Genomic DNA, 24,321 nt, shown 5'->3' with positions numbered 1-24,321 from the left:
AATTGAACGGCTTGGTATACGGACAACAGGACACTAAAACGAATAGATTCTAAAGAATGCATAAAAAGCCGATATCACTAGATAGAGGATTTTGCGAACACTGCTTATTTTTTATTAGATTCTCAACTGAATTACATCACCATAAAAGCGATCAGCCATCAGCACAAATTGTAGATATCGCTTAATTGAAATAAGTTGACGATGTGTACTCAAACTCTTCCAAGCGCTTAACATCCATAGGCATACCCAACAAATAGCCTTGTAATTGCTGACAGCCTAACCGTGATAAAATTTCCATTTGCAGGGGACTTTCTACACCTTCTGCTGTCACGACCAAACCCAAGTGAATCGCCAGATGAACAATACTTTCTAAAATCATTTCATCTTTTGAGCCAACGGTCAGTTCATGAATAAAACCGCGATCAATCTTCAACTCATCTACTGGTAGATTTTTTAAATATAAAAAGCTGGAATGGCCTGTCCCAAAGTCATCAATTGCCAAACGAATCCCCATTTCACGTAAACGCTGTAAGGTACGAATGCTGCCTTCGATATGGTGCATGGCTGTACTTTCAGTAATCTCAATAATTAAATGATTAGGGTTGACTTTATATTTATCAAAAAGATGCTCAAGATTATTAAATAAGTGCTTATGCTCAAACTGCACCGCCGATAAATTCACGGCAATTGGATAGAGTTCAATTTTCTCTCGCTCCCAGATTTGCAGTTGTTTACAGGCTTGCTCCAGAGCCCAATACCCCATTTGGATAATCAACCCTGTTTTCTCCGCACCTTTAATAAACATATTGGGGGTCAACAAACCTAAAGTCGGATGTTTCCAGCGAATCAATGCCTCGACCCCACAAATCCGTTGATCTTGGATGGTAAATTTAGGCTGATAATACAAAACAAACTGTTGTTCTTCTACGGCTTTATACAAGTCATTGATCAGCTTAGTTTGGCTTTTCGCTTCTTGTTGGTCAAAACTGTAATTAAAAATAGAATAGGTATTTCGTCCCTGATATTTTGAGGTCAGCATCGCTGCATCGGCATTAATCAATAAATCTTGCAAATTACTACCATGCTCAGGATACATCGCAATACCAATACTGGCCGACACATTGATTTCTTTACCCGCAATCAAAAAGCTATCTTGAATCAACTCCAGTACTTGCTCGGCCATTTGGCACGCTTGCTCAGCAGTCGCCTGCTCCAACACCATTAGAAACTCGTCCCCACCAATTCTGAGAATTTTTTCATTTTTACTTAAGTGGCGATGAATTCGTGTGGTCAGTTGAACCAATAATTGATCCCCAACATGGTGCCCAAAGACATCATTCACAGCTTTAAAGCGATCTAAATCGATATATAGAAAAGCAATGCTTTCATTGCGGAAGCGGTGATCTGTAAACAGAAAATGGGCGTATTCTGCCAAATACAATCGATTGGGGAGCTTGGTTAAATTGTCTTGTACCGCCTGATTTGCCAACTCTTTATTGGCGAGAGAGAGTTGAATATTACGCTCTTCTAAACGCTGCTCCAACACCGCAACAACAAATGCCGCCACCAAAATCAAACAGGTAATAAAGATAACAACAAATAAAACAATGCTTTGACCTGCTTCAAGGGGCATCACCAGCTTGTCACTATGGGTTGGATAGAACGAGACTGCTAGCATACCGGTATAATGCATACTCACGATGGTCAAGGCCATCATCCCTGCAACATACCATTGGTACAACAGTTTCTTGCTGACCGCACTTTTATATTTAAAGATCAGCCAAAAGGTTAAACCCGAGCCACTGATGGCAAGTAAAATAGAGAAAACTGTCAGCAAGGGATCGTAAACACTCTGATAGCCCTCAATAATCAGCCCCATCATGCCAGTATAATGCATGCCCGAAATACCAAGCCCCATCAATACCGACCCCAAGACTAATCTTAAAAAAGGTAAGGTCTGACGCGTGGTCAACCAAATTGAAAAAACAGATGCAATAAAAGCAATAAAAAAAGAAAGAATTGTCAGTGCAGGGTCAAAATAACTATGCGTCGGCAAATCACAAGCCAACATGCCCACAAAATGCATGGCCCAAATGGCACAGCCTAAGAAAAAACTACTGAGTAAAATGAGCGCTGTTTGAAATTTTTTACGCCAAGCACGAAATAATAAGCGTTCGGTCGACACTGCAAAAAAACACGCCAACAATGCCACAACAATTGAACCTAATACCAAACTAAAATCGTAATGCACATGCATCATATAAAGTGTCCGTATTAATTTCTCTTTTTCTTCATTTATATCCTTTTTATCAAAGGCGAAAAGCATTACTACCCGATTAAGAATCTTATACAAACAGGTTCAGGTCAAGAAAAAATCACAGAGATATCATTAGAATTTATAGATTTATTTTACCTAGCAGATTGCTTTGGCAGCCTGCCAATCCCACATTTGTGTTTTGAATCACAATTTAAATAAAAAGCCAGTCGAAACTGGCTTTTTAATACATTGCGTCAGAGATTAAACTATTTTGCAGTGCCTTTTTGCAACTTGGCATAATCTAACAAGACATTTGCAGATTCAGTCACAAATGCTTCCTCTTCAGGCAATGCAGGACGTTGATTCGCTTTCATTTTAGCGCGTGCTTCAACCAAAGCTTCCATAGAAGCTTGATAGCTTTCCCAGTTTGCATAAGGCTTTTGTCCTGCAATCTGACGGCGCTTGTTTTCCGAGTCTAAAGTCTGTTTTTCCAGTGCCAACAATTCAGCTTTACGTTGATCAATATCTAAAACCACACGTTTTTGATCTTCGGTCTTTTTCGAGATGTCTTTACGCTGTTCAAGATAGTTAAACTGCGGGTCGACTTTAACGCGTGCTTGCGACAGCTCACCTAAACGTTTTACATACGGTGCAATGCTGCCTTCTCGTTTAAACGGTGCTGTTGGGATTGTGTCCCACTCAAGCGCATTTTTCGCTTTACGCTCACCAAACTCTTCATTGTAAATGTCTACCAATTTCACGTCTGGAATCACGCCTTTGTTTTGTGTACTGCCACCCGTCACACGGTAAAACTTACGTTGCGTTAGTGTTGCTTGACCATGTGCCAAGTTATCCAGCTGTACTTGTGCTGTTCCTTTACCTGTGGTGGTGCTACCAATCACAATGCCACGTTCATAGTCTTGAATCGCAGCAGAATAAATTTCGCTTGCAGACGCAGATGCTAAATTCACCATCACTGCCAGTGGACCTGCATAGGTCTGTGCACCATTGTCATCGTCTTCGAAAACGCTCACATTGCCGTTACCATCTCGAATTTGCACCACAGGACCTGACTTAATCACCTGCCCAAGCATACGAGCCACTTCTTCAAGTGAGCCCCCTGGGTTATTACGTAAGTCGATAATAATCCCTGATACATTTTTGGCCGCTAAAGTTTTCAGCGCATTGTTGGTATCTTCAGATACAGAACGATATTCCGTGCCCGCACGACGTGCACGATAGTTCAAATAGAAAGACGGAATCTCAATCACACCAAAGGTGTATTGTTGCCCATCGCGCGTCACATTCACAGTACGTGAACGTACCCCAGCATCTTCTTCTTGAATGACGTCACGGGTAATGGTCACATTACGCGCTTGGCTCATCGGTGCACCTGAACCGAGTAAGCGTATGGTAACTTTGGTACCGCGTTTACCACGGATTAAGCCCACAATTTCATTGCTCGGCCAACCGATCACATCCACCATTTTTTCGCCATCTTGCGCCACACCAATAATGCGGTCACCCGACTTCACCTGTCCAGACTTGCTCGCAGGACCACCTTCTACAATGGTTTCGATTTTGGTGTAGTCTTCATTGCCCCGTTCAGGTCGAATCGACACCCCAATCCCTTCAAGTTGCAAAGTCGTCTGGCGATTCAACTCCATTGCATCGACAGGTGGGAAATAGTTACTGTGCGGATCATATGTCAGCGTCATCGCATTGAGTGTTTTGTCTAACACATCATCACTTTTCACCCGTGAAATACGTTCTAACTGGCGCATATAACGCTTGGTTAAGGTTTGTACTGGGGTTAAATCTTCCGAGCTAGTGAGATCTTGTCCATTGGCCAATTCTGGGTTGGCTTTAAGCGCTTTTTGCTTCGCTAACTCTTCTTCTTTGCTAATGGTCAAATTAATCAGCTGCGAAACCAACATTTTGTTCCAATGCTGACGCTGCACTGCTTCATTCGCAAAATAAGGTGCCTTTTCACGATCCGTTTCGATATAAACGTTGGCTTGTTTTAAATTCTGCGGCTTTTTCAGCTCATCCAACATATAGGTATAAAACTGGGTCAAACGATCTCGATACTGTGCATGAATCGCATACGGCCCACTTAAGTCACCTGCTTTTAAAGCCGCACCTAAGTTTGAGCCATATTTACGCTTATAACTCTCTACTTCAGAGGCAAGAAACAACGAATGGTCTGGATCTAAACTGTCCAGATAGAAATCGAGAATACGCGCCGATGTTTTCGCATCTAAACGTTGATTGAGATAATGTTGACGGTCAACCAAGGTCGCCAGTTGACGAGACACCAAAGCCTGCTCCTGCGACGGAACAATAGCTTGTTTGGTTACAGCGGTAGTTTCAGTCGCTGCAATAGCTTCATTAATGGCATGGGTGAAAAAGAATCCACCCGTTGCAATTGCAACCGCACAAGCAATGGTTTGAAGTTTCATAAATAATTCTTAGTTCCTTGGTTTTTGACCAAAATTACAATGTCATTTTTCGACATGAATTGAGAATATTCAAAATCTTAAACAACTTAATCTGTTTATGTCGTGTAGTTTTATCATAATCTGTGCTGACAAAATGTAGCAAATCATTGCAAAATTCGGGTATTGTTTTCGACGACCTGTTTCGCTCACCTTTCAGAGCCAAAACAGCCACTGACTAAAAAATCAAATACGGACACCCAGTATGATTGGCGCATTGATGCTCGACATCGCAGGCACAGAACTTACTCAAGAAGATATTGCACTATTACAAGCACCGCAAGTCGGTGGCATGATTTTATTTGGACGAAATATTGAGTCTCCTGCACAAGTTCGCGCCCTCACCGACCATATGCGCCGAATTCGTCCTGATATTTTGATTGCTGTCGATCAAGAAGGCGGACGTGTGCAACGCTTAAAACAGGGCTTTAGCCTACTTCCAGCCATGGGTAAGTTTGGCGAGCTATTCTTAAGCGAACCTGAAAAAGCCTTAAGCTTGGCAGAACAATCTGGCTGGTTGATGGCGACAGAAGTGCTTGCCGTCGGTATCGACTTTAGCTTCGCCCCTGTACTCGATTTAAATGACATCAGTGATGTGATTGGTGACCGTGGCTTTGCCAAAAATATTCAAGACATAGTACCACTGGCCAGTGCATTCCTAAAAGGGATGAAAGCCGCAGGCATGGCATCGACAGGCAAACATTTCCCCGGTCATGGTTCAGTCAAAGCAGACTCGCATGTCGCAGCAGCCATCGACTCACGCACATATGATGAAATCTATGCCAAAGATATGCAGACTTTTATAAAACTGATGCCACAGTTGGATGCACTCATGCCTGCACATGTGATTTATAACCAAGTCGATCCAAACCCAGCAGGTTTTTCACCGTATTGGATTCAAACCGTTCTACGTCAACAACTGGGTTTCAATGGCGTCTTATTCTCAGATGATTTAAGCATGCAAGCTGCATGTGTTGCAGGCGGTGCAGATGCACGCATTCAAGCCGCACTCCATGCAGGCTGTGACATGGGACTGGTGTGTAATGACCGAGCAGCTGCATGCGTGGCTTTGGAGGGGATTAGCCAACTGGCGCTACCAAACCAAGCTCGCTTAGAACGCATGCGTGGTCAGATTCCAAACGTCAACGTTCAATCGACGCTGCATTTAGGTGAAGATTGGGCCAAAGTACGCGACCAAGTGGAACTGTTTAGATTAAGTTAAGCACTTCATCTTTGACCATTTCAACCACGATATTTCGGACAAAGGGACATCACAAGATGTCCATTTTTCATTATGATAAACTTAAAATAAATCAACAGGCTTGCTCTGCATTGCCCAAACAACAACGCTAAAATAACAAAATATCGGGTACGGATACCATGACAGATGCTTTATCGGCTCATCGCCACATCTCTTTTACTGCGCACTATACAGGCTATATTTGGTATAGCATGGGCATCTCACATCCTGTATTTGCCACCCGCAAAGGGAAGTTACTGGCCAAACTGGTGCATCCACTCGAAAGCTGGGCCGAGAAACACGTCGGTGGCAGTATGCGCACCACCTTAAAACAGCGTCATCAAATGATAGACGCGCAACTCTGTGCACTGATAAAACAAGTCCCGAACTTACAAATCTTAGAAATTGCCAGTGGCCTGTCCCCACGTGGCTGGAGCTTTCGCCAACAGTTTCCCGACATTGACTATCGTGAACTCGACTTACCAGATATGGCGAAAATCAAAACTCAGGCCTTAAAACAGATCGATCAGACCAGCCCAGCTGTTCTCTCCGCCGACTTATTTAGCGCAGATTTTGCCCGTGCTTTTGAGGTGTTTGACCCAAACCGCCCTTTGGTGGTGGTGAGTGAAGGTTTGATCAACTACTTTAGCAAAGACATGCTCGCTCAACTGCTACAAGGCATTGTCCAATACGGACAGCAGTTTGATCAGTTATATTATCTGACTGACCTCTACCCTGAACCTGTGAAAAATAAGCTGGCTAACTTTATCTGGAACAGTAGCAAGCTTTTAAAATGGATGTCCCGTAGCGCCTTTGGCTTTCACTTTATCAGTCCGACTGAAGCCACTCAGTTTTTCAAACAAGCGGGCTTTCATACTGTGACCGTTCACCAACCCACTTTGACCTTCAATAGTACTCAGGCCGATACTTCAAACTTAGATCAGCAGAATCACTTAGGCGACTTGGTCTGGTTGATACATAGCCAATGGCAAAAGCCCAATCAACCCGAGCAATAGCCTAAAAACCCAACCCACAAAAAAACAGCGATGAAACGCTGTTTTTTTATTTTGAATTTCACTTAACTTACGGCTTCGAGCAACGTCTGTTCTTGTTTCTGATGCCCCACAAAGCGGAGCAGTCGCTCCGCGAGTTCAAAACTGCCATGTTTAAATAAGGCACGAATATACGGTCCATCTTCCGCAAAAATTAAACATTCAATCTGAAACTCGCCTTCTTCATCGCTCAAGTGCAAAGCTAAATCACGCGGATATTCAGCCGCGACAGCAGCCAAGTCTGACTCAAAGCGTAAAAGCACCCCAAAGTAGTTCAAATCCACCACTTCTGTCTCAATCACCAAATCCGAATGGCGATAGCTTAAAAAGGTTTCAGGGTGTTGAATCTGAACCCGCTCTTCACCACGGCGCTCCATATCTAGCATTTGTGCTCGACTAAAGGGAATAATCCCGTCTAAGTGCTGAATGGATTCGTCCTTCAGAAACGTCGCAAACAAGTGCATTGTTTCTTTACGGCGTTGTAGCTGTGGCACATGGTCTGCATTAGCAATTTGCGCATATTCCATGTCAGGACATTGCAACGCAAAGTTGGCATTTTCATGTGGCAAGGTAAAACTGTCATATTGGCCACAGGCCACCAAGACTCTGCACTGTGGAATCGGCACATCGGTGAGGCGAAGCAAACGATTACAGTTGATTTCATAACGCTCTTGTTCTGTTGCGGTAAACTCCGCCATCTGCCTGAAGAACAAACGCTTGGCTGTGGGTGACATTTTGGTTTTATCCATTTTGGCATGATTGACCAAATACAAAATCACGGCCTGACCAAATTCATCCATGCGTTGTTCACGCATTAAATGTAACGACTCTTCCAGCAACATCCGCCAGCTTTTACGGGTCTTTTGCATAACGCCCATTAAAATCATACGGTCAATCAGCTCTGGTCGTTGATCGGCCAGACAAGACGCCACCACTGAGCCCAGTGACATGCCCATCACTGAAACTTTGTCTAATCCTTCAATATCGAACCAGATGCCAAGCATCTTCGCGAGATCACCCAGTTCTAATGTTCCTGCAGACAAGCCCGTATCGATATTACGAATTTGTTGATTGGCACCCATTGAAGGCAGATCAATCAGGACAATCGGACCGGCATCCAGCAATTGCTCAACACAGTATTTGTAGGAATTAAAGTTTTGAAATGCCCCACCGATAATCACGATAGGCGTACGATGGAATGACTCTGGCCGAGCAATCGCCATGTATTCGACTTTCCAGCCCTCAATCCATGTGGTTCGTGCAGGTTCTTTAAAGCTGTTACGATGGTAAACATCAAAAAAACCTAAGCGTAAATTCGCGTCATTCAGCTCGGCATCCCTTTGAATCATAGAATTCATGTTCCTTCCCTCTACTCTTGCCTATACTTTTTGTTTTGCAAGAAATGCACGATCACGCCTGTCAACAGCAACAGGGTGTTCAGTGTTGTAATAATTATGCAAGGACTTCATGTCCTAAAATTCATTCTATACAGAGCACTGTTTTACACGCAACAGATTGTATAACCGCTCATCATGTTTTAGATAAAAAACAATTTCAAAATATGTATAAGTCCGCCTCTGCACTGGATTTTTCATGTAGAGACTATGCGGTCGAGTGTTAGGCTGTTACTATCTTCTGTGAAATTTCTAAGTGATCAACCCGCTATGCAAGAGTCGATTGAACAATATATGCAAACGGTAGGACAGCAAGCACGTCAAGCTTCTCGTATTTTGGCGCGTGCCTCTACCGAAACTAAAAACAATGCGTTGTCAGCTATTTATACTGCTTTAGTCAACAGTGAACCTGCTATTTTAGCGGCGAACCAAGCAGATATGAACAAAGCGCACAGCAACAACTTAGACAGTGCTTTACTTGATCGCTTAGAACTGTCTCCCGCACGATTTAAAGGCATGTTGCAAGGCTTAAAAGATGTGATTAGCCTCAAAGATCCTGTTGGTGAAATCACCGACATGGCCTATCGTCCGTCAGGAATCCAGCTCGGTAAGATGCGCGTTCCTTTAGGCGTGGTTGGCATGATTTACGAGTCTCGCCCAAATGTGACCTTAGAAGCCGCGTCTTTAGCACTAAAGTCTGGCAATGCCATTATTTTACGTGGTGGTTCTGAAGCGCTCGAATCAAATAAAGCCATTGCTGAAGCCATCCAACGCGGTTTAAAACTGGCGGGTTTACCTGAACATGCGGTTCAAGTCATTAACACCGCAGACCGTGCAGCCGTGGGGCAACTGATTACACTCACTGAATTTGTCGATGTGATTGTTCCACGTGGAGGCAAAAGCCTGATTGAACGTATCAGCAATGAAGCCCGTGTCCCTGTGATTAAACACTTGGATGGGAACTGTCACGTTTATGTTGAAGCGCAAGCTGACCTACAAAAAGCCCTACCGATTGCGCTCAATGCAAAAACTCACCGTTACGGCGTATGTAATGCAATGGAAACTTTGCTGGTCGATGAAAAAGTCGCAGATGAGTTTTTACCGCGTGTCGCTGAGCTCTACACTGAAAAACAAGTAGAATTGCGTGGCTGTGCTGAAACTCAGCGCATTTTAGGTACGGCAGTCAAAACGGCAACCGAAGAAGATTGGTACACGGAATACCTCGGTCCAATTTTAGCGGTGAAAGTGGTGTCTGGTATGGAAGAAGCGATTGAGCATATCAATAAATATGGCTCACATCATACCGATTCGATTATTACGGAAAACTACTCTCTAGCTCGCGAGTTCTTGGCCGCTGTGGATTCGAGTTCTGTCATGATCAATGCGTCGACCCGTTTTGCCGATGGTTTTGAATATGGCTTAGGTGCAGAAATTGGCATCTCAACGGATAAAATCCATGCCCGTGGCCCAGTCGGCTTAGAAGGCCTGACTTCACAAAAATGGATTGTGTTTGGTGATGGTCAAATTCGCCAATAACTCATCCGACACATTTTAAATATCTATGTTCAGCTCTTTCCAAAGGGCTGAACATTTTTTATATCTAAACATTCTCTGCCTCTGCGAATCCTTAAAATCTACAGGAAATCCTGATTTTTTTGATGGTCACGTTGATTGCGTATGTGATTATGTGTGGACTTAAAATGACATATCAAAAATAAACAGGAACGCCACAATATATTCAGCTGCTTTCAGCAGATAGCGTGTTATTTTTATAGCGTTGAAGTTGATGAATAATTCAGCATCATTTCATGAATAAATGAAAATCATGAACCGATAAATTTTAATTATTATTCATCAGATGGTCGATAGTGCTTAAGTCTAATCACCTAAAGTCTATCTTGGACTAAAAATATACACATGATACAACATAAAAAATGATCAAGATTGCATAAGAACGTACTGCATGAAGATCAGTTCTAGGACGGATAATTCAATTAGAATCAGGTATTAAAACGTGTCTACATCAGTATTAGTAATTAACTGCGGATCTTCATCAATCAAATATGCGCTCGTTTCTGAACGTCGTGAAGATCGTATTTTCGGTTTAGCTGAGAACTTAGGTTCTGCTGACGCTCGTATCAAAGGCATTACTGCGGGTGGTCAACCCCTTGAATTGTCTATTCCACATGCCGATCATGAAAAAGCATTGGAAACCATCTTAGAACGCCTTTCACATTATAACCCTCAAGCCATTGGTCACCGCGTGGTACACGGCGGCACATTGACCAAAGCTGAGCTTTTAACAGAAGAAATTGTCGAACGCATTCGTGCAGCAACACCACTTGCACCATTACACAACCCTGCACACTTGGTTGGGATTGACGCCACGATGCGTTTATTCCCAGAGCTACCGCAAGTGGCTGTATTTGATACAGCATTCCACCAAACCATGCCTGCACATGCTTATCGCTATGCTGTGCCAAAATTTTTATACACTGAGCATAATGTCCGTCGCTATGGCTTCCACGGTACGAGCCATGCTTATGTGTCTGAACGCGGTTCAGAACTGGCAGGTAGCTTCAAACAAGGAGGCTGGTTAACCGCACACTTGGGTAATGGTAGCTCTACTTGTGCAATTTGGAATGGGCAGAGTGTCGATACCTCAATGGGCTTAACTCCACTTGAAGGTGTTGTGATGGGCACACGCAGTGGTGATGTCGATCCAAGCTTACATAGTTTCCTTGCCAACAACCTAGGCTGGGATATTTATAAAATTGATAAAATGCTGAATAGCCAATCGGGCTTACTCGGGTTGTCTGATCTTTCGAATGACATGCGTACTTTGATTGAAGCCTCAGAACAAGGCAATGAAGATGCAACTTTAGCCATTGAAGTGTTCTGCTATCGCCTCGCAAAATCATTGGCCGCACTAAGCTGTGGTCTACCACGTCTTGATGGCTTATTCTTCACGGGTGGTATTGGTGAGAACTCGGCATATATTCGTGAAAAAACAGTCGCTTTCCTACCGCACTTTGGTTTTAACTTGAGTAAAGAAGCCAATGACAGTTTAAAACGTGGTACCGAAGGTCGTATTGATACAGGTACAGGCCCGCAAATTTGGGTTGTACCGACCGATGAAGAAGGCCGTATTGCCAAAGAAACTGCATCCGTGGCCAATGAGGTGATTCAAACTGCTGCAAAAAAGTCTGAAGACAATGTAGCGATCGCTTAAGCGGTCGTTACATTCCCTCAAGTCTGTTTTAAATTCTTGTATGACGAATAAATATATGAAAACGATTTTACTTGTGCCCACTGGGGAAGGCGTCGGCTTAACATCCGCTTGTCTGGGTTTGGTTTATGCGCTTGAATGCCAAGGTGTTAAAGCTGGATTTTTAAAACCTTTTTCTCAAGAACTGAGCACGGGTGCAGACCGTACCACAGCGCTCTATCACCATGTTTCAAAAAATGAAACCGTTGAACCGATTAGTTATCACACCATTTTGCAACAACTCAGTGCAGGTGAAAATGATGAGTTGCTTGAAGATGCGGTTCGTTTGCACCGTGCTATTGCGCGTAAGCATGACCTGATTATTGTTGAAGGCTTAGTCCCGAATAGCCGAGATTCTTTTGCTTCTGAACTAAATGCACAACTTGCGCAAGCACTCGATGCCAAAGTCATTATTGTCAGTAATGCAGACATTAACAAGCCAAGCGCGACGGCTGAAAAAGTCGATAGTCAACTACGCTACTTTGGGGGTGCGAGTTCAGAGCGAACTGCGGGTGTGTTATTGATGCGCACCAAAGGCTTGCCCGATGACTCAGCACACATTCCAGTAACGTTTGACCCAAGTCTGCGTTTAATCAGCGATACCAATAAATTTATAATTGAGCTCCAAAAGACCCATCCAAAGCTCGGATCAGACAAACTCCCTGTAATAGGCTTGGTTCCGTTTAGCAACACGCTCAGCGTACCGCGTATGTCAGACTTGGCTTCACACATTCAGGCGGAATGGATCAATCAAGGCGATGCAACTCAACGTCGTGTGTTGCATAGTAGTTTGATTGCATCGAACATTGAACATGAACTACATAAGTTTGTCGCAGGCGAGCTGATCATTAGTGCATCAGATCGTATCGATGTGCTTTTGGCATCCAGCTTAGCCAGCAGTAACGGTATTCCACTGGCAGGTTTAGTACTGACTGAACACCATACGCCAAACGAGCAAGTGCTTGCGTTCTGCCAAACAGCAATTAAGCAAGGCTTACCAATTTTACATACAGCGCTCAGCACGTTCGACACGGCACAGAGCTTAGCCAATCTCAGCAATGAAATTCCTGTCGATGATACGGAACGCGCTGAGCAAGTCACTCGTTTTGTGTCGAGCCATATCAATGAAGAATGGTTAACGGCAATGTTGAATGGCTCGTACCAACCTCGTCTCTCACCTTCGGCTTTTCGCCATGAATTGGTCCAAAAGTCAATTGCTGCGAAGAAGCGCATTGTCCTCCCTGAAGGCGATGAGCCACGCACAGTTCAAGCGGCGGCTATTTGCCAATCTCGTGGCATTGCACACTGTATTTTATTGGCGAAACCTGAAGCTGTAGTAGAAGTGGCAAAAGCACGTGGTATTGAGCTTCCACATGACTTAGAAATTATCGATCCAGATTTGATTCGTGAAAACTATGTCGAAAAAATGGTGGAACTGCGTAAAGGCAAACTGAACGAGCTGCAAGCGCGTGAACAGCTGCAAGACACTGTCGTTCTAGGCACCATGATGTTAGCGCTCGATCAAGTCGACGGTTTGGTTTCAGGTGCAATACACACCACAGCCAATACTGTACGCCCAGCCTTCCAACTGATTAAAACAGCGCCTGAGTACTCACTGGTCTCTTCCGTGTTCTTTATGCTGTTACCCGATGAAGTCTATGTGTATGGCGACTGTGCGATTAACCCAGACCCAAATGCCGAAGAGCTCGCTGAAATTGCGATTCAATCGGCTGATTCAGCAAAGGCCTTCGGCTTAGACCCACGTATTGCAATGATTTCATACTCTACGGGTACCTCTGGTGCTGGAGCTGAAGTTGAAAAAGTCGCTGAGGCAACACGTATAGCGAAAGAACGCCGTCCTGATCTATTGATTGATGGCCCACTTCAGTACGATGCAGCATCGGTTGAAAGTGTCGGACGCTCGAAAGCACCTGATTCTAAAGTTGCAGGTCGTGCCAATGTGTTTATCTTCCCTGACTTAAACACAGGCAATACGACCTATAAAGCCGTGCAACGCTCTGCCAATGTCGTAAGCGTCGGCCCAATGTTGCAAGGTTTGAACAAACCTGTAAATGACTTGTCTCGTGGTGCTTTGGTGGATGACATCGTGTTTACGATTGCACTCACTGCAATTCAAGCGGAACAACAAGCAACAACTTAAAGTAACTTGATGTGATCCAAACCATCCAACGGAAAAGTTGGGTGGTTTTTGTTTTTAAAAGAGCTATGTTCAACGAAATAAATGTTTAGAAGAAGCCACACACCTTCAAAATTATTTAATAATATATTAGGTTGAAAACCTACTTCTTTACTTAAAATAATAATCCAATCAAAAAGAAGAGTCCCCCCAAAATTGGAATGTAAATCCAATTTTTTCTTATCCATTGATTGATCTTAAAATCAATAATCCATCCACGGTCACCTTTCCTCATCATCTCTTGATACTGGTCATTTGATTTTTTTGATAAAGGAAATAAATTTGCTGTGTAAATTGGAAGTAATAATCCACCAACTATCAATAAACAACCAACTATTGAAAGAAATGAAAGCTCCATTATTTTCTTCTCTTGAACTATTTTAAAGTGTAATTTTGCGATTGCTACTGTAATCAGCACACGATGTGAAACCATTTTTCACTAAATACAAATTCGTCACTCTCCAGCATATACAATTGAACTGAGTGTGTAGTACCACCTAATCGTATAGCCTCTCAAACATTCGACTAATGTATATTTACGAGCATAGCCCAAACACAGATAAAACAGTAAGACTTTACTTTTCAGACACTTAAACAATATACTCAAGCGATATAATTAAATTCTAAATCATTGGTCTCATAATGAATAAAAAATTGCTTCCAATTCTAATAGTGACAACATTTTCACTGACAGCATGTAATGAATCTAAGCAGCACCAAACACCGTCAGACTCAACCACAGCATATAAAAACTTAAGTACAGCAAATCCAACTGACATTAAAGCGGATCTTGATGCCCTAGATCAGATTTCGAATAAAAACTCTCAAGCCATTTTGAACGCACAAGATGCACTTAAAGCGGCTCGTCAAAATAAAGAAGTCGATACCATCCCCGCCCTGCTAGAACAACTGAAAACCCATTCTCTTGCGTTTAATACTGCACTAGATGCAACAAACTTCAAAAGCCAAGAAGGTGCTGCGTTACGTGAGAAATTTAAGCAAGTCCATTTACTTGGTGTGGAACTGGCACAAGAAAATACTAAAAGTCCGCCACAGATGCAGCGTATAACAGCACTTGAAGCAGAAATCAGCGTCATACAACAAAGCTCTATCAGTGAAATGAGAGCCTTACAACACATGATTTACCCTCAACTGAATTCAGAGGCATTAAACAACACGCGACAACAGGTAAAATCAGACCCTGAGCTCAATGTTACGGCTCATACCCCACCCCATAGCACCTCACATCTGAGTCAAGATAATGCTGCAGACATTAAATATGATCTCATCGTTCTTGGAGCTGTATCTCAAACAGCCAAAAAAAAGGCTCAAGATTCTTTTATGGGCATGCAGTATGCGATAGACAGCGGTAATAGGAATGCGCTTATGACGGCTGTTAAACAAACCACTACGCAAATTCATGGCCTGAATCAAAAATACGATGCTGTGACACTCAAAAATGCTGAAGTCACAGCAGCTCGTGAAAGGTTAAAAGAAGAAAATAATCTCCAAATCGAAATGGGTAATATCATCTTATCGGACTCACCAGATCGACAGAGGTTTGCTGAGCTAAATGAGAAATGGAAAAATGCTCAGAAAATGGTTGAAATGGAGATGGAAGCGCTTCGAATTAAAGCTAATACAGCGTCATAACAAGCTCATGCAGCTTTGGTTCAAGCTATTTTAAAAAATTCCCTGATCGCTTTTGGTCTCGCGATTAGCCACGATAATCGGTGCTGATCGTGGCAGTGCTGTATACAATTCAGTTGTGTAAGCTCGATTTTATTCAGGCACTACAACAACCCACTTAATGGATAACATTGAAAAATGACATTAATAGAAAAAGTAGTCCCAGTTATATTTCGGGATATCAATCAAAGAACAGAAATATTAGTGTTTAAACATCCTATTGCAGGTATTCAAATCGTAAAAGGTACAGTTGAGAAGAATGAAGAACTAGAAGAGGCAGCTTTGCGAGAGCTTTATGAAGAATCAGGGATTTCGTCTGCACGCATTCACTCATACTTGGGTTTACATCATCCAGCTGAGCAAGGTCCTAACTGGCATGTATTTATATGCCATAGCACAGAGACTTTAAAAGAGCGCTGGACACATTTATGCAATGATGACGGTGGATTAGAATTTAATTTCTTTTGGCACCCTCTGTTTGAGTCACCAACCGCAGATTGGCATCCACTATTCCAAGAATTACTAGCGTTTATAAAATCAAAATATTAAGTACCGTTTAGGAAACATTATTATTCACTAGAACGAACAGAATATAGATTTAAAAACCCTAATCTCGTGCCTGAGTTTTATAAACTACAGTGCTTTGAGATATTCATCGCTCAACTTCGCTTCAACATTTGACTGAATTTCAACTTGGGCGGCTTGATAAAGAAAATTGCATTACCACATAAAATCAAAATCACCCCAATGATCGCATTCATATGCCATTGATACCCTTCCCAAATGGTCGAAATCACCAAAGCCACCAAAGGAAATAACAAAGTACTATAAGCTGCCTTACCCGCACCAATCCGTCCAACCAAATAGAAGTAGGCGGTAAAGCCAATCACTGAACCAAAAACAGCCAAATACAATAAAGCACTCACCGCACTGAATTCCATAGTAGGGAAAAACTCGTCTTGTTTAAATCCAGCAATCAATGCCATCAAGATTGAACCATATAGCATGCCATAAGCATTGGTGGTAAAAATATCCAGACCTTGTTTTTGATGACGCGCACTGATCATATTGCCCAATGAAAAACCATAGGTTCCCAACACACAAAGGCCAATTCCCATCAGCGTATAATTGTTTAAGGTACTCCCCACTACATCATGCCAAAACAAGGCAATAATTCCCAATCCACCCAACAAAGCTGCAGGATAAAAACGGGTAGAAACTTGTTGTCCAAAGAACAGTTTAGCGTTGAGGGTATTAAAAATGACCGCCATCGAAAAAATAACAGCCTCCAAACCGCTGCTGATATATTGAACCGCATAATAGAAACAAACAAAGTTAAAACCAAAAATACAGCACGCCTGTAACACACAAAACAGATGGTCTTTTACAGCCAGCTTTTGCAGTTTTCGGCACAACACAACAAAAGCAAACAACACCAGAGCCGAAATAAAGAAGCGCCAAAATACGGCTACATTGGGCGATATTCCACTTTGTTGTTGCAAACTAATCGCAATCCATGTCGTCCCCCAAATCACGACCACCAAAGCATATAACAGCGCATTCATACTCTTTAACCCAAACTCAAACCACTCACGCTATTGTGCTTGGTTTAGGACTCTCATTTCTTGCACCTTCTTGTGGTCATTATCATGAACTTGTGATTTTTTACTGATTTTCTGCTATAGATGACAAAATGAAATCAAAGTCCTACACTGAATCTTCCATTCGGCACTGCGTATAGATGATGAAATATCAGATTCTAGATCAATTACAACAACATAAAGCTCAACTCCTCGACTCGGTCGAATTGGGTTCGGGCATGCAGTTGGCCATGTGGCAAAACAACCAAGACCGTGTCAGTGTTTGTAGTAACCACCATACGCTTAGTATGTACATTCAAGGGGGATATCACAGTTATCAAAAGACAGCTCAAGGTTGGCATAATGGCGGTGGGCCAGATCATATGTGCTTGATGCCACAGGATTTTGAATCCACTTGGGATCTGCGCGACCCTCTGACTTTTGTGCATTTGTACTATACTGAACAACATTTACAACGCGTCGCCGAACAGGTGTGGGATCGTGAGCCAAGCCAAATTATTTTAAATCCACAAAGTTTCGTGGCCGACCCACAGATTGCTATGATCTATCGACATTTTTTACTCAATGGGGCTTGGCAGAACAGAGAAAATCACTTGCAGATGAGTACTGCCACAACGCTTCTGCTCAACCATCTAATTAAAAATTATAGCCATACCGAATGGCAAGTCCCTGAAGTAAAAGGTGGGCTGTCCCCGTATACCCTGAAACAGTTATTAGAATGGATTGATCAGCATATTCAACAAAGCTTGACCTTATCAGATTTGGCTGAACAAACTCAGCTCAGTGAATATCATTTTGCCCATATGTTTAAGCAATCCATGCACATGCCACCACACCAATATGTGATGCAACGTCGACTTGAACTGGCACACCAAGCTCTACAGCACACATCTGCCAATATGACCGACATTTCGGAACAGTATGGATTTAGCTCCAGCAGCCATTTCAGTCATCGCTTTAAAAAGTACTTTGGCTACTCTCCATCCCAAATGCGGAAAAGTGAGAAAAATTAGATCGGATAAACTCACATTCAGCTTATTTATCTAACATCAAAATAAAGCTCATCATTAAACTCGACATTAAAAAACCGAAAAAAGCACTCATCAAATAAGCTTTCCGACGCTCTTGAGCAGATTGGCTCAGGACTTGATGGCGCATTTCCATATGTTGCTTTTCTTCAAAAATCGTCATCTCGACATCATTCTTAGGCGGAGCTTTTTTCAAAAGCAAAGGCAACATTGCAAGCATCATGCAGTAAAAATTAAATTTAAATATATCTTCGACAATGACATTGCCTGCATGCTTTTGAGCCATTAAATAAAACAGGAAAATAGACCACAAGAAAAAGCATCCGATAAATAGCAAGGCTGAAGTCGAGGAATAGTATTTCATTGTATTTTTTTAAGATTTGAAACTGGAATCTTAAGGCGTTAAACAATTTTTAGCTAGTTGAAGATTTGAAGATTTGAAGATTTGAAGATTTGAAGATTTGAAGATTTGAAGATTTGAAGATTTGAAGATTTGAAGATTTGAAGATTTGAAGATTTGAAGATTTGAAGATTTGAAGATTTGAAGAGAGCTTAAAACAAAAAAAAGAAGATAAAGCTTAAGCCTGATCTTCTTTTTGACCGTACATCCAAGTCGCTGCGATATATACACAAAAGCCCGCAGCCATCACTAAACCTGTCAACATGTTCGATGTCCTATTGTTTGATGAATGCATTATGCGAAAGTTTTATGACAACTTTATGACAGTGCTGTCATATTTCGAAGATTATTATTTTTACAACAAATTCAACACCTTAAACAATAAATCATATTTATAATTCAAATTTAGACATGAAATATTTCATTAAACTTAGATATTTTTGTCATATTTACCAGCATTTACAACCCCATTTTCTCGTCAATTTTGTTCAACTATTAAACTTTCGCCCAAAGCCCTCGCAAAACATCCACAACCTCGGCATTTTGTCTTATAATTTAACCCGCTAGCTATCAGCCCGCTCAAGAGATATTTGTATGACCACTATTATCAAGCAAGATGATTTGATCACATCGGTCAAAGACGCGCTTCAGTTCATTTCTTACTATCACCCACAAGACTTCATCCAAGCGATGAGCCGTGCATATGATCGTGAAGAGAACAAAGCTGCGAAGGATGCGATCGCACAAATCTTAATTAACTCGCGTATGTGCGCAGAGGGTCACCGCCCAATCTGTCAAGATACAGGTATCGTCAACGTATTCGTTGAAGTGGGCATGGATGTTAAATTTGATTTAACTATGAGCTTAGACGATGCAATCAACGAAGGCGTACGTCAAGGTTACTTAGAAAACTCAAACGTATTGCGTGCATCTGTATTGGCTGACCCAGCTTTTGGTCGTAAAAATACCAAAGACAACACCCCTGCGGTGATCTATCACAAACTTGTTCCAGGCAACAAAGTGGATATTACCGTTGCGGCAAAAGGTGGCGGTTCAGAAAACAAATCTAAACTAGCTATGTTAAACCCATCAGACTCAATCGTGGATTGGGTACTAAAAACTGTTCCAACCATGGGTGCAGGCTGGTGTCCACCAGGTATGTTGGGTATTGGTATTGGTGGTACTGCTGAAAAAGCCATGATGCTTGCAAAAGAATCGCTCATGGAAGAAATCAACATGGACGAATTACTTCGTCGCGGCCCTGAAAATAAAATCGAAGAACTTCGTATGGAAATCTTCGAAAAAGTAAATGCATTGGGTATTGGCGCGCAAGGCCTAGGTGGCTTAACCACAGTTCTAGACATTAAAATTAAAGATTACCCATGTCACGCTGCGGGCAAACCAGTGGGCATGATTCCAAACTGTGCAGCGACTCGTCACGCGCACTTCCAACTTGATGGTACAGGTGTTGCACACATTCAAGCACCTAAACTTGAAGACTATCCATCAGTCACTTGGGATTCATCAACCTCTAAGCGCGTTGACCTCGACACCATTACCCAAGAAGAAATGAACGCTTGGCAACCAGGCGACACTTTGCTTCTAAACGGTACAATTTATACGGGTCGTGATGCTGCACACAAACGCATGGTAGACATGCTGAACAATGGTGAAGAGCTTCCTGTCGACTTAAAAGGTAAATTCATTTACTACGTGGGCCCTGTAGATCCAGTCGGTGATGAGGTGGTTGGTCCTGCTGGCCCAACAACAGCAACACGTATGGACAAGTTCACACGTCAAGTACTTGAAGCAACCGGTATGTTCGGCATGATCGGTAAAGCGGACCGTGGTCCTGCAGCGGTTGAAGCAATTAAAGACAACAAAGCGACTTACTTGATGGCAGTGGGCGGCGCAGCTTATCTTGTGTCTAAAGCAATTCGTGAAGCTGAAGTGGTTGCTTTTGCTGACTTAGGTATGGAAGCGATTTACAAATTTGTAGTGAAAGACATGCCTGTATCGGTAGCAGTTGATGTGAATGGTACGTCTATTCACGCAACAGCACCAAAAATCTGGCAAGCCAAAATTGGTAAAATTCCAGTAGTCGATGCTGCAGCGGGCTAAAACTTAAGTTTTACTTTTTTGGATACCCTTAACATGCTAAGGTCATGTTAAGGGTATTTTTTTGCCTACTTTTATAGACTTAATCAAAAGATATAGACCAACAATGAAAAAATTAAATCACATCCTTTGCAGTATTACCTTATGTGTCCTTAGCACAGCGTCTTTTGCAAAACCCGCGACCGAAGCATCGGTAGAAAAAGCACTCAAACTAGGCGATATTAAAGGCACTTTAGCGCAATCGCAGCAAGAAATGCGCCCTGCATATGACCAACAAGCCGAAGAAATTATTAAGAATATTTTTAAAACCTCAACACTCAATGCTGAACAACAAAAAGCAGCCAAGCAAATCGCCGAAATCACGGCATCATTTAGCAGTAAATTGATTTCAGATCCGAAATTTATGCAAATGCTTAAAAATGTCTATATGCAGACCTTTACCGAAAAGGAAGTGTTGGCCAACATTCAGTTCCTCGAAACACCTCTAGGCCAGTCTATCAATAAAAAAAGCAGCAAAATGATGAGTGAAATCATGCGCAATAGCATCGCCATGTCTGCTGAAATGATGCAAGATCCTGCTATTCAGCTGGAAATGAATCGTCAAATTGAAAAGACCCTTACACCATTATTTGAACAAGCCCAAAAAGCACAATAACTCACTTACCAGGTTAAAGGATTCCACAGTTTAAAGGGCTTCATCAGCTGAACCTCTTCACTTGGATCATATTTTGCGGGTTTAAGTTTTTGCGCTTTCTTTCGTAGTTCACCCGTGTGTTGAGCTTCCGCTACAAAGTTGTAGCTGTTCGACTTTAATTGGGTAAATGCAATCTCTTGAATCGCAATTTTTTCAGGGATAACCGCCAAAGGTCCCGAAACATCACGGCGTGTGGATAAGTTCTCTTCATCATACTTGATGAAATAAGACTGCCCTGCTTCTACGCTAAAATCGATATATTTCGGCTTTTGAAAATGGTTAATACCCAAAGGCCGACTACTCGATAAACGATAAGTCCCAGCGGGTAATTCGACCCAATAGTAATGATTGTTCAGCAGGCTTGGAATGCGCTCTTTATTGATAAATAAACTCGACGCCACAATTTCTTGTCGATTCCATTTTGAGTCTGGACGATACAGATAAACCATCGCCGCTTGTTCATGCTGGGGTTGGACACGCTGAAAACGCTGTCCTAATTTTTGGTTGACCCATCCACCTACACTAAACACTCCAATGCGATACTGCTCGACCATACCTGGATCGTGTTCAAAATCAACCTCATGGCTGAGCGTTGATGTTAATTCAGGTTGTTCAACTGTCGCTTTTCCATGACAACCCAATAAAATTAAACTGCTTAAAAGCGTAATCGTCATTGCACGCATGACTATTCCTCACGGCATATTTTTTATTTTGATACTGAATTTTTAGTTTGAATCTAGGCATCCCAGCCTATTGATGCAGAGTAGCATTCCCTCTTTTTTTTGAATATAAAAAAACGTGTGAAAACACTCGATTTTCACACGTTTCGGATGAATAACAACTTAAGCGGACTTTGAATTAATCACTTTTAAATCAACTTTAGCTGCATCTTTCTGTTCGATTCTTGGTAAACGCTCTGGCTTAAATAATGGTGCAGCCGTACCGTTAATCACGTCTTCATTCACCACAACCGTACCAACATCGGTACGACTTGGTAAATCATACATGGTTTCAAGCAGCGTATTTTCCAAAATAGAACGTAAGCCACGTGCACCCGTATTGCGGTCTAAGGCTTTTTTCGCCACAGCGCGTAGTGCTGAGTCTTCAAAAACCAGATCAACATTTTCCATATCAAACAAATGTTGATATTGACGGGTCAATGCATTTTTCGGTTCAGTCAGAATTTGCATCAAAGCTTCTTCATCTAACTCTTCCAAAGTCGCAATTACAGGTAAACGACCAATAAACTCTGGAATCAGACCAAATTTCACCAAATCTGTCGCTTCAACTTGACGGAACAAATCAGACAATTTCTTGCCTTCATCTTTCTTCTTCACTTCAGCCGTGAAGCCAATTCCACCTTTTTCTTGGCGCTGTTGTACGATTTTCTCAAGACCCGAGAATGCCCCACCACAGATGAACAAGATATTTGAAGTATCAATTTGAATGAATTCTTGCTGCGGATGCTTACGACCACCTTGAGGTGGAATAGATGCAACCGTGCCTTCGATCATTTTCAGTAACGCTTGTTGTACACCTTCACCCGACACATCACGCGTGATCGATGGGTTTTCAGACTTACGGGTAATCTTGTCGATTTCATCGATATAGATAATACCTTTTTGCGCTTTTTCTACATCGTAGTCTGCTTTTTGTAGAAGCTTTTGTACAATGTTTTCAACATCTTCACCGACATAGCCGGCTTCGGTAAGTGTCGTTGCATCAGCCATAGCAAAAGGAACATCGAGAAGACGTGCCATGGTTTGCGCAAGCAAGGTTTTACCCGAACCTGTTGGTCCTACTAATAAGATATTACTTTTCGCAATTTCAACAGCATCATCGTGTTTATGTCCACCATGTGTCGCTTTAAGACGTTTATAGTGGTTATAGACAGCAACTGACAAGGTTTTCTTTGCCACATCTTGACCAATGACATATTGATCTAATGCCGCACGAATTTCGTGAGGTTTAGGCAAGGGTTTTTCAGCCCAGTCACCCGACTCAACTTGTTGACTGGTTTGCACCAAGTCTAAGCATACGTCCACACATTCATTACAGATGTACGCGTCCTCGCCTGCTATCAGTTTCCCAACTTCAGACTGCGTTTTACCGCAAAATGAACAATGCTTTTGTCCTTGAGGATGTTCGGACATATTCACTCCAATTCTAAACTTTTAAAACTTATGGACGTTTAGATAACACTTCGTCCACGAGACCATATTCTTTTGCAGCTTGCGCTGTCATAAAGTTATCACGGTCAGTATCACGTGCCACAGTTTCATAGTCTTGACCACTGTGCTCTGCCATTAAACGGTTTAAACGTTCTTTAATGAACAGAATTTCACGTGCATGAATTTCAATATCAGATGCCTGACCACGGAAACCACCTAACGGTTGATGGATCATGACACGTGCATTTTCAAGGCAATAACGTTTACCTTTTGCACCTGCATTCAGCAAGAAAGCACCCATTGATGCTGCTTGCCCCATACAGTAAGTCACAACATCTGGTTTAATAAATTGCATGGTATCGTAAATCGCCATACCAGCAGTCACCGAACCACCTGGTGAGTTAATGTAAAGATGAATATCTTTATCTGGGTTTTCCGCTTCTAAAAACAACATTTGCGCGACAATCAAATTCGCCATGTTATCTTCAACTTCACCAGTCATAAAAATGACGCGTTCACGCAAAAGACGTGAATAAATGTCAAATGAACGTTCACCGCGAGATGACTGTTCTACAACCATTGGAACTAAGGCATTATCGATAGTTGGAATATACATACGTTTACTTATTCCTAAATTTTTTGTTACTCAACTCATAGTCACAATATGAGGGATAATTGCTGAAAATGCAAAATATTCCCAAGTAAATAACAGAT

Annotated in this window: 19 protein-coding genes; 10 read left to right on the top strand and 9 right to left on the bottom strand. The window is 42.2% G+C overall.

Going from position 1 to position 24,321, the window contains the following annotated elements; all coding sequences use genetic code 11:
• Nucleotides 1–181: 181 nt before the first annotated feature.
• Both MF4640_RS09180 and MF4640_RS09175 read right to left on the bottom strand, forming a co-directional pair.
• A complete protein-coding gene (locus tag MF4640_RS09180) occupies nt 182–2,260 on the bottom strand; it encodes an EAL domain-containing protein (RefSeq protein ID WP_078389370.1) in 2,079 nt (692 codons plus the stop codon).
• Nucleotides 2,261–2,523: 263 nt separating this feature from the next.
• Nucleotides 2,524–4,719 (bottom strand): carboxy terminal-processing peptidase, encoded by a 2,196-nt coding sequence (locus MF4640_RS09175; RefSeq protein ID WP_078389369.1) that lies wholly within the window; start codon nt 4,717–4,719, stop codon nt 2,524–2,526.
• Between the two features lie 241 nt (nt 4,720–4,960).
• On the opposite strand from MF4640_RS09175, the gene nagZ reads away from it, so the two are divergent.
• Nucleotides 4,961–5,977, top strand: a complete 1,017-nt coding sequence (gene nagZ, locus MF4640_RS09170) for a beta-N-acetylhexosaminidase (RefSeq protein ID WP_078389368.1) — start codon at nt 4,961–4,963, stop codon at nt 5,975–5,977.
• A 158-nt stretch (nt 5,978–6,135) separates the two neighbouring features.
• Nucleotides 6,136–7,011, top strand: coding sequence for a class I SAM-dependent methyltransferase (locus tag MF4640_RS09165; RefSeq protein WP_078389367.1), 876 nt, complete (start codon nt 6,136–6,138; stop codon nt 7,009–7,011).
• Nucleotides 7,012–7,073: 62 nt separating this feature from the next.
• On the opposite strand, the gene MF4640_RS09160 is transcribed toward MF4640_RS09165, so the two are convergent.
• Nucleotides 7,074–8,405, bottom strand: coding sequence for an alpha/beta fold hydrolase (locus MF4640_RS09160; RefSeq protein ID WP_078389366.1), 1,332 nt, complete (start codon nt 8,403–8,405; stop codon nt 7,074–7,076).
• Nucleotides 8,406–8,711: 306 nt separating this feature from the next.
• On the opposite strand from MF4640_RS09160, the gene MF4640_RS09155 reads away from it, so the two are divergent.
• From MF4640_RS09155 to pta, 3 genes are all read left to right on the top strand, one after another.
• Nucleotides 8,712–9,977 (top strand): glutamate-5-semialdehyde dehydrogenase, encoded by a 1,266-nt coding sequence (locus tag MF4640_RS09155; RefSeq protein ID WP_078389365.1) that lies wholly within the window; start codon nt 8,712–8,714, stop codon nt 9,975–9,977.
• Nucleotides 9,978–10,455: 478 nt separating this feature from the next.
• Complete coding sequence (locus MF4640_RS09150; protein ID WP_078389364.1) at nt 10,456–11,673, top strand: acetate/propionate family kinase; 1,218 nt, start codon at nt 10,456–10,458, stop codon at nt 11,671–11,673.
• A 55-nt stretch (nt 11,674–11,728) separates the two neighbouring features.
• Complete coding sequence (gene pta / locus MF4640_RS09145; protein WP_078389363.1) at nt 11,729–13,870, top strand: phosphate acetyltransferase; 2,142 nt, start codon at nt 11,729–11,731, stop codon at nt 13,868–13,870.
• Between the two features lie 151 nt (nt 13,871–14,021).
• On the opposite strand, the gene MF4640_RS19690 is transcribed toward pta, so the two are convergent.
• A complete protein-coding gene (locus tag MF4640_RS19690) occupies nt 14,022–14,324 on the bottom strand; it encodes a hypothetical protein (RefSeq protein WP_227518635.1) in 303 nt (100 codons plus the stop codon).
• 224 nt (nt 14,325–14,548) lie between these two features.
• On the opposite strand from MF4640_RS19690, the gene MF4640_RS09130 reads away from it, so the two are divergent.
• Together MF4640_RS09130 and MF4640_RS09125 are read left to right on the top strand one after the other, a co-directional pair.
• Nucleotides 14,549–15,559 (top strand): hypothetical protein, encoded by a 1,011-nt coding sequence (locus tag MF4640_RS09130; RefSeq protein ID WP_078389361.1) that lies wholly within the window; start codon nt 14,549–14,551, stop codon nt 15,557–15,559.
• A gap of 174 nt (nt 15,560–15,733) precedes the next feature.
• Nucleotides 15,734–16,144, top strand: coding sequence for an NUDIX domain-containing protein (locus MF4640_RS09125; protein WP_078389360.1), 411 nt, complete (start codon nt 15,734–15,736; stop codon nt 16,142–16,144).
• Nucleotides 16,145–16,254: 110 nt separating this feature from the next.
• Here MF4640_RS09125 and MF4640_RS09120 read toward each other — a convergent pair whose 3' ends face one another.
• A complete protein-coding gene (locus MF4640_RS09120) occupies nt 16,255–17,160 on the bottom strand; it encodes a DMT family transporter (protein ID WP_078389359.1) in 906 nt (301 codons plus the stop codon).
• Between the two features lie 179 nt (nt 17,161–17,339).
• Between MF4640_RS09120 and MF4640_RS09115 the strand changes: the two genes are divergently transcribed.
• Complete coding sequence (locus tag MF4640_RS09115) at nt 17,340–18,209, top strand: helix-turn-helix transcriptional regulator (RefSeq protein WP_035326410.1); 870 nt, start codon at nt 17,340–17,342, stop codon at nt 18,207–18,209.
• Nucleotides 18,210–18,231: 22 nt separating this feature from the next.
• On the opposite strand, the gene MF4640_RS09110 is transcribed toward MF4640_RS09115, so the two are convergent.
• Complete coding sequence (locus MF4640_RS09110) at nt 18,232–18,537, bottom strand: hypothetical protein (protein WP_004692420.1); 306 nt, start codon at nt 18,535–18,537, stop codon at nt 18,232–18,234.
• Between the two features lie 681 nt (nt 18,538–19,218).
• Between MF4640_RS09110 and MF4640_RS09105 the strand changes: the two genes are divergently transcribed.
• Together MF4640_RS09105 and MF4640_RS09100 are read left to right on the top strand one after the other, a co-directional pair.
• A complete protein-coding gene (locus MF4640_RS09105; protein WP_004692421.1) occupies nt 19,219–20,745 on the top strand; it encodes a fumarate hydratase in 1,527 nt (508 codons plus the stop codon).
• Nucleotides 20,746–20,848: 103 nt separating this feature from the next.
• The gene (locus MF4640_RS09100; RefSeq protein WP_078389358.1) at nt 20,849–21,397 is read left to right on the top strand and encodes a DUF2059 domain-containing protein; all 549 of its coding nucleotides are present in this window, start codon (nt 20,849–20,851) and stop codon (nt 21,395–21,397) included.
• A gap of 5 nt (nt 21,398–21,402) precedes the next feature.
• On the opposite strand, the gene MF4640_RS09095 is transcribed toward MF4640_RS09100, so the two are convergent.
• The 3 genes from MF4640_RS09095 to clpP form a co-directional block, all read right to left on the bottom strand.
• Nucleotides 21,403–22,119 carry a DUF2846 domain-containing protein gene (locus tag MF4640_RS09095; protein ID WP_078389357.1) on the bottom strand — a complete coding sequence of 239 codons (717 nt, stop codon included), beginning with the start codon at nt 22,117–22,119 and terminating at the stop codon, nt 21,403–21,405.
• 159 nt (nt 22,120–22,278) lie between these two features.
• Nucleotides 22,279–23,589 carry an ATP-dependent protease ATP-binding subunit ClpX gene (gene clpX / locus MF4640_RS09090; protein ID WP_078389356.1) on the bottom strand — a complete coding sequence of 437 codons (1,311 nt, stop codon included), beginning with the start codon at nt 23,587–23,589 and terminating at the stop codon, nt 22,279–22,281.
• Nucleotides 23,590–23,617: 28 nt separating this feature from the next.
• Nucleotides 23,618–24,223 carry an ATP-dependent Clp endopeptidase proteolytic subunit ClpP gene (gene clpP / locus MF4640_RS09085; RefSeq protein ID WP_004692427.1) on the bottom strand — a complete coding sequence of 202 codons (606 nt, stop codon included), beginning with the start codon at nt 24,221–24,223 and terminating at the stop codon, nt 23,618–23,620.
• Nucleotides 24,224–24,321: the final 98 nt, after the last annotated feature.

This window comes from Acinetobacter sp. MF4640 (assembly GCF_002018895.1).
GTDB lineage: Bacteria > Pseudomonadota > Gammaproteobacteria > Pseudomonadales > Moraxellaceae > Acinetobacter > Acinetobacter johnsonii.
Note: the sequence above shows the minus strand (reverse complement) of the source record. Positions and strands in the feature narration are given on the sequence as shown.

Bases quoted from the DNA above. Each gene is read 5' to 3' on its own strand.
- MF4640_RS09180 (WP_078389370.1), bottom strand. From the start codon at position 2,260: ATGATGCATGTGCATTACGATTTTAGTTTGGTATTAGGTTCAATTGTT.
- MF4640_RS09175 (WP_078389369.1), bottom strand. From the start codon at position 4,719: ATGAAACTTCAAACCATTGCTTGTGCGGTTGCAATTGCAACGGGTGGA.
- nagZ (WP_078389368.1), top strand. From the start codon at position 4,961: ATGATTGGCGCATTGATGCTCGACATCGCAGGCACAGAACTTACTCAA.
- MF4640_RS09165 (WP_078389367.1), top strand. From the start codon at position 6,136: ATGACAGATGCTTTATCGGCTCATCGCCACATCTCTTTTACTGCGCAC.
- MF4640_RS09160 (WP_078389366.1), bottom strand. From the start codon at position 8,405: ATGAATTCTATGATTCAAAGGGATGCCGAGCTGAATGACGCGAATTTA.
- MF4640_RS09155 (WP_078389365.1), top strand. From the start codon at position 8,712: ATGCAAGAGTCGATTGAACAATATATGCAAACGGTAGGACAGCAAGCA.
- pta (WP_078389363.1), top strand. From the start codon at position 11,729: ATGAAAACGATTTTACTTGTGCCCACTGGGGAAGGCGTCGGCTTAACA.
- MF4640_RS09130 (WP_078389361.1), top strand. From the start codon at position 14,549: ATGAATAAAAAATTGCTTCCAATTCTAATAGTGACAACATTTTCACTG.
- MF4640_RS09125 (WP_078389360.1), top strand. From the start codon at position 15,734: ATGACATTAATAGAAAAAGTAGTCCCAGTTATATTTCGGGATATCAAT.
- MF4640_RS09120 (WP_078389359.1), bottom strand. From the start codon at position 17,160: ATGAATGCGCTGTTATATGCTTTGGTGGTCGTGATTTGGGGGACGACA.
- MF4640_RS09115 (WP_035326410.1), top strand. From the start codon at position 17,340: ATGAAATATCAGATTCTAGATCAATTACAACAACATAAAGCTCAACTC.
- MF4640_RS09105 (WP_004692421.1), top strand. From the start codon at position 19,219: ATGACCACTATTATCAAGCAAGATGATTTGATCACATCGGTCAAAGAC.
- MF4640_RS09100 (WP_078389358.1), top strand. From the start codon at position 20,849: ATGAAAAAATTAAATCACATCCTTTGCAGTATTACCTTATGTGTCCTT.
- MF4640_RS09095 (WP_078389357.1), bottom strand. From the start codon at position 22,119: ATGCGTGCAATGACGATTACGCTTTTAAGCAGTTTAATTTTATTGGGT.
- clpX (WP_078389356.1), bottom strand. From the start codon at position 23,589: ATGTCCGAACATCCTCAAGGACAAAAGCATTGTTCATTTTGCGGTAAA.
- clpP (WP_004692427.1), bottom strand. From the start codon at position 24,223: ATGTATATTCCAACTATCGATAATGCCTTAGTTCCAATGGTTGTAGAA.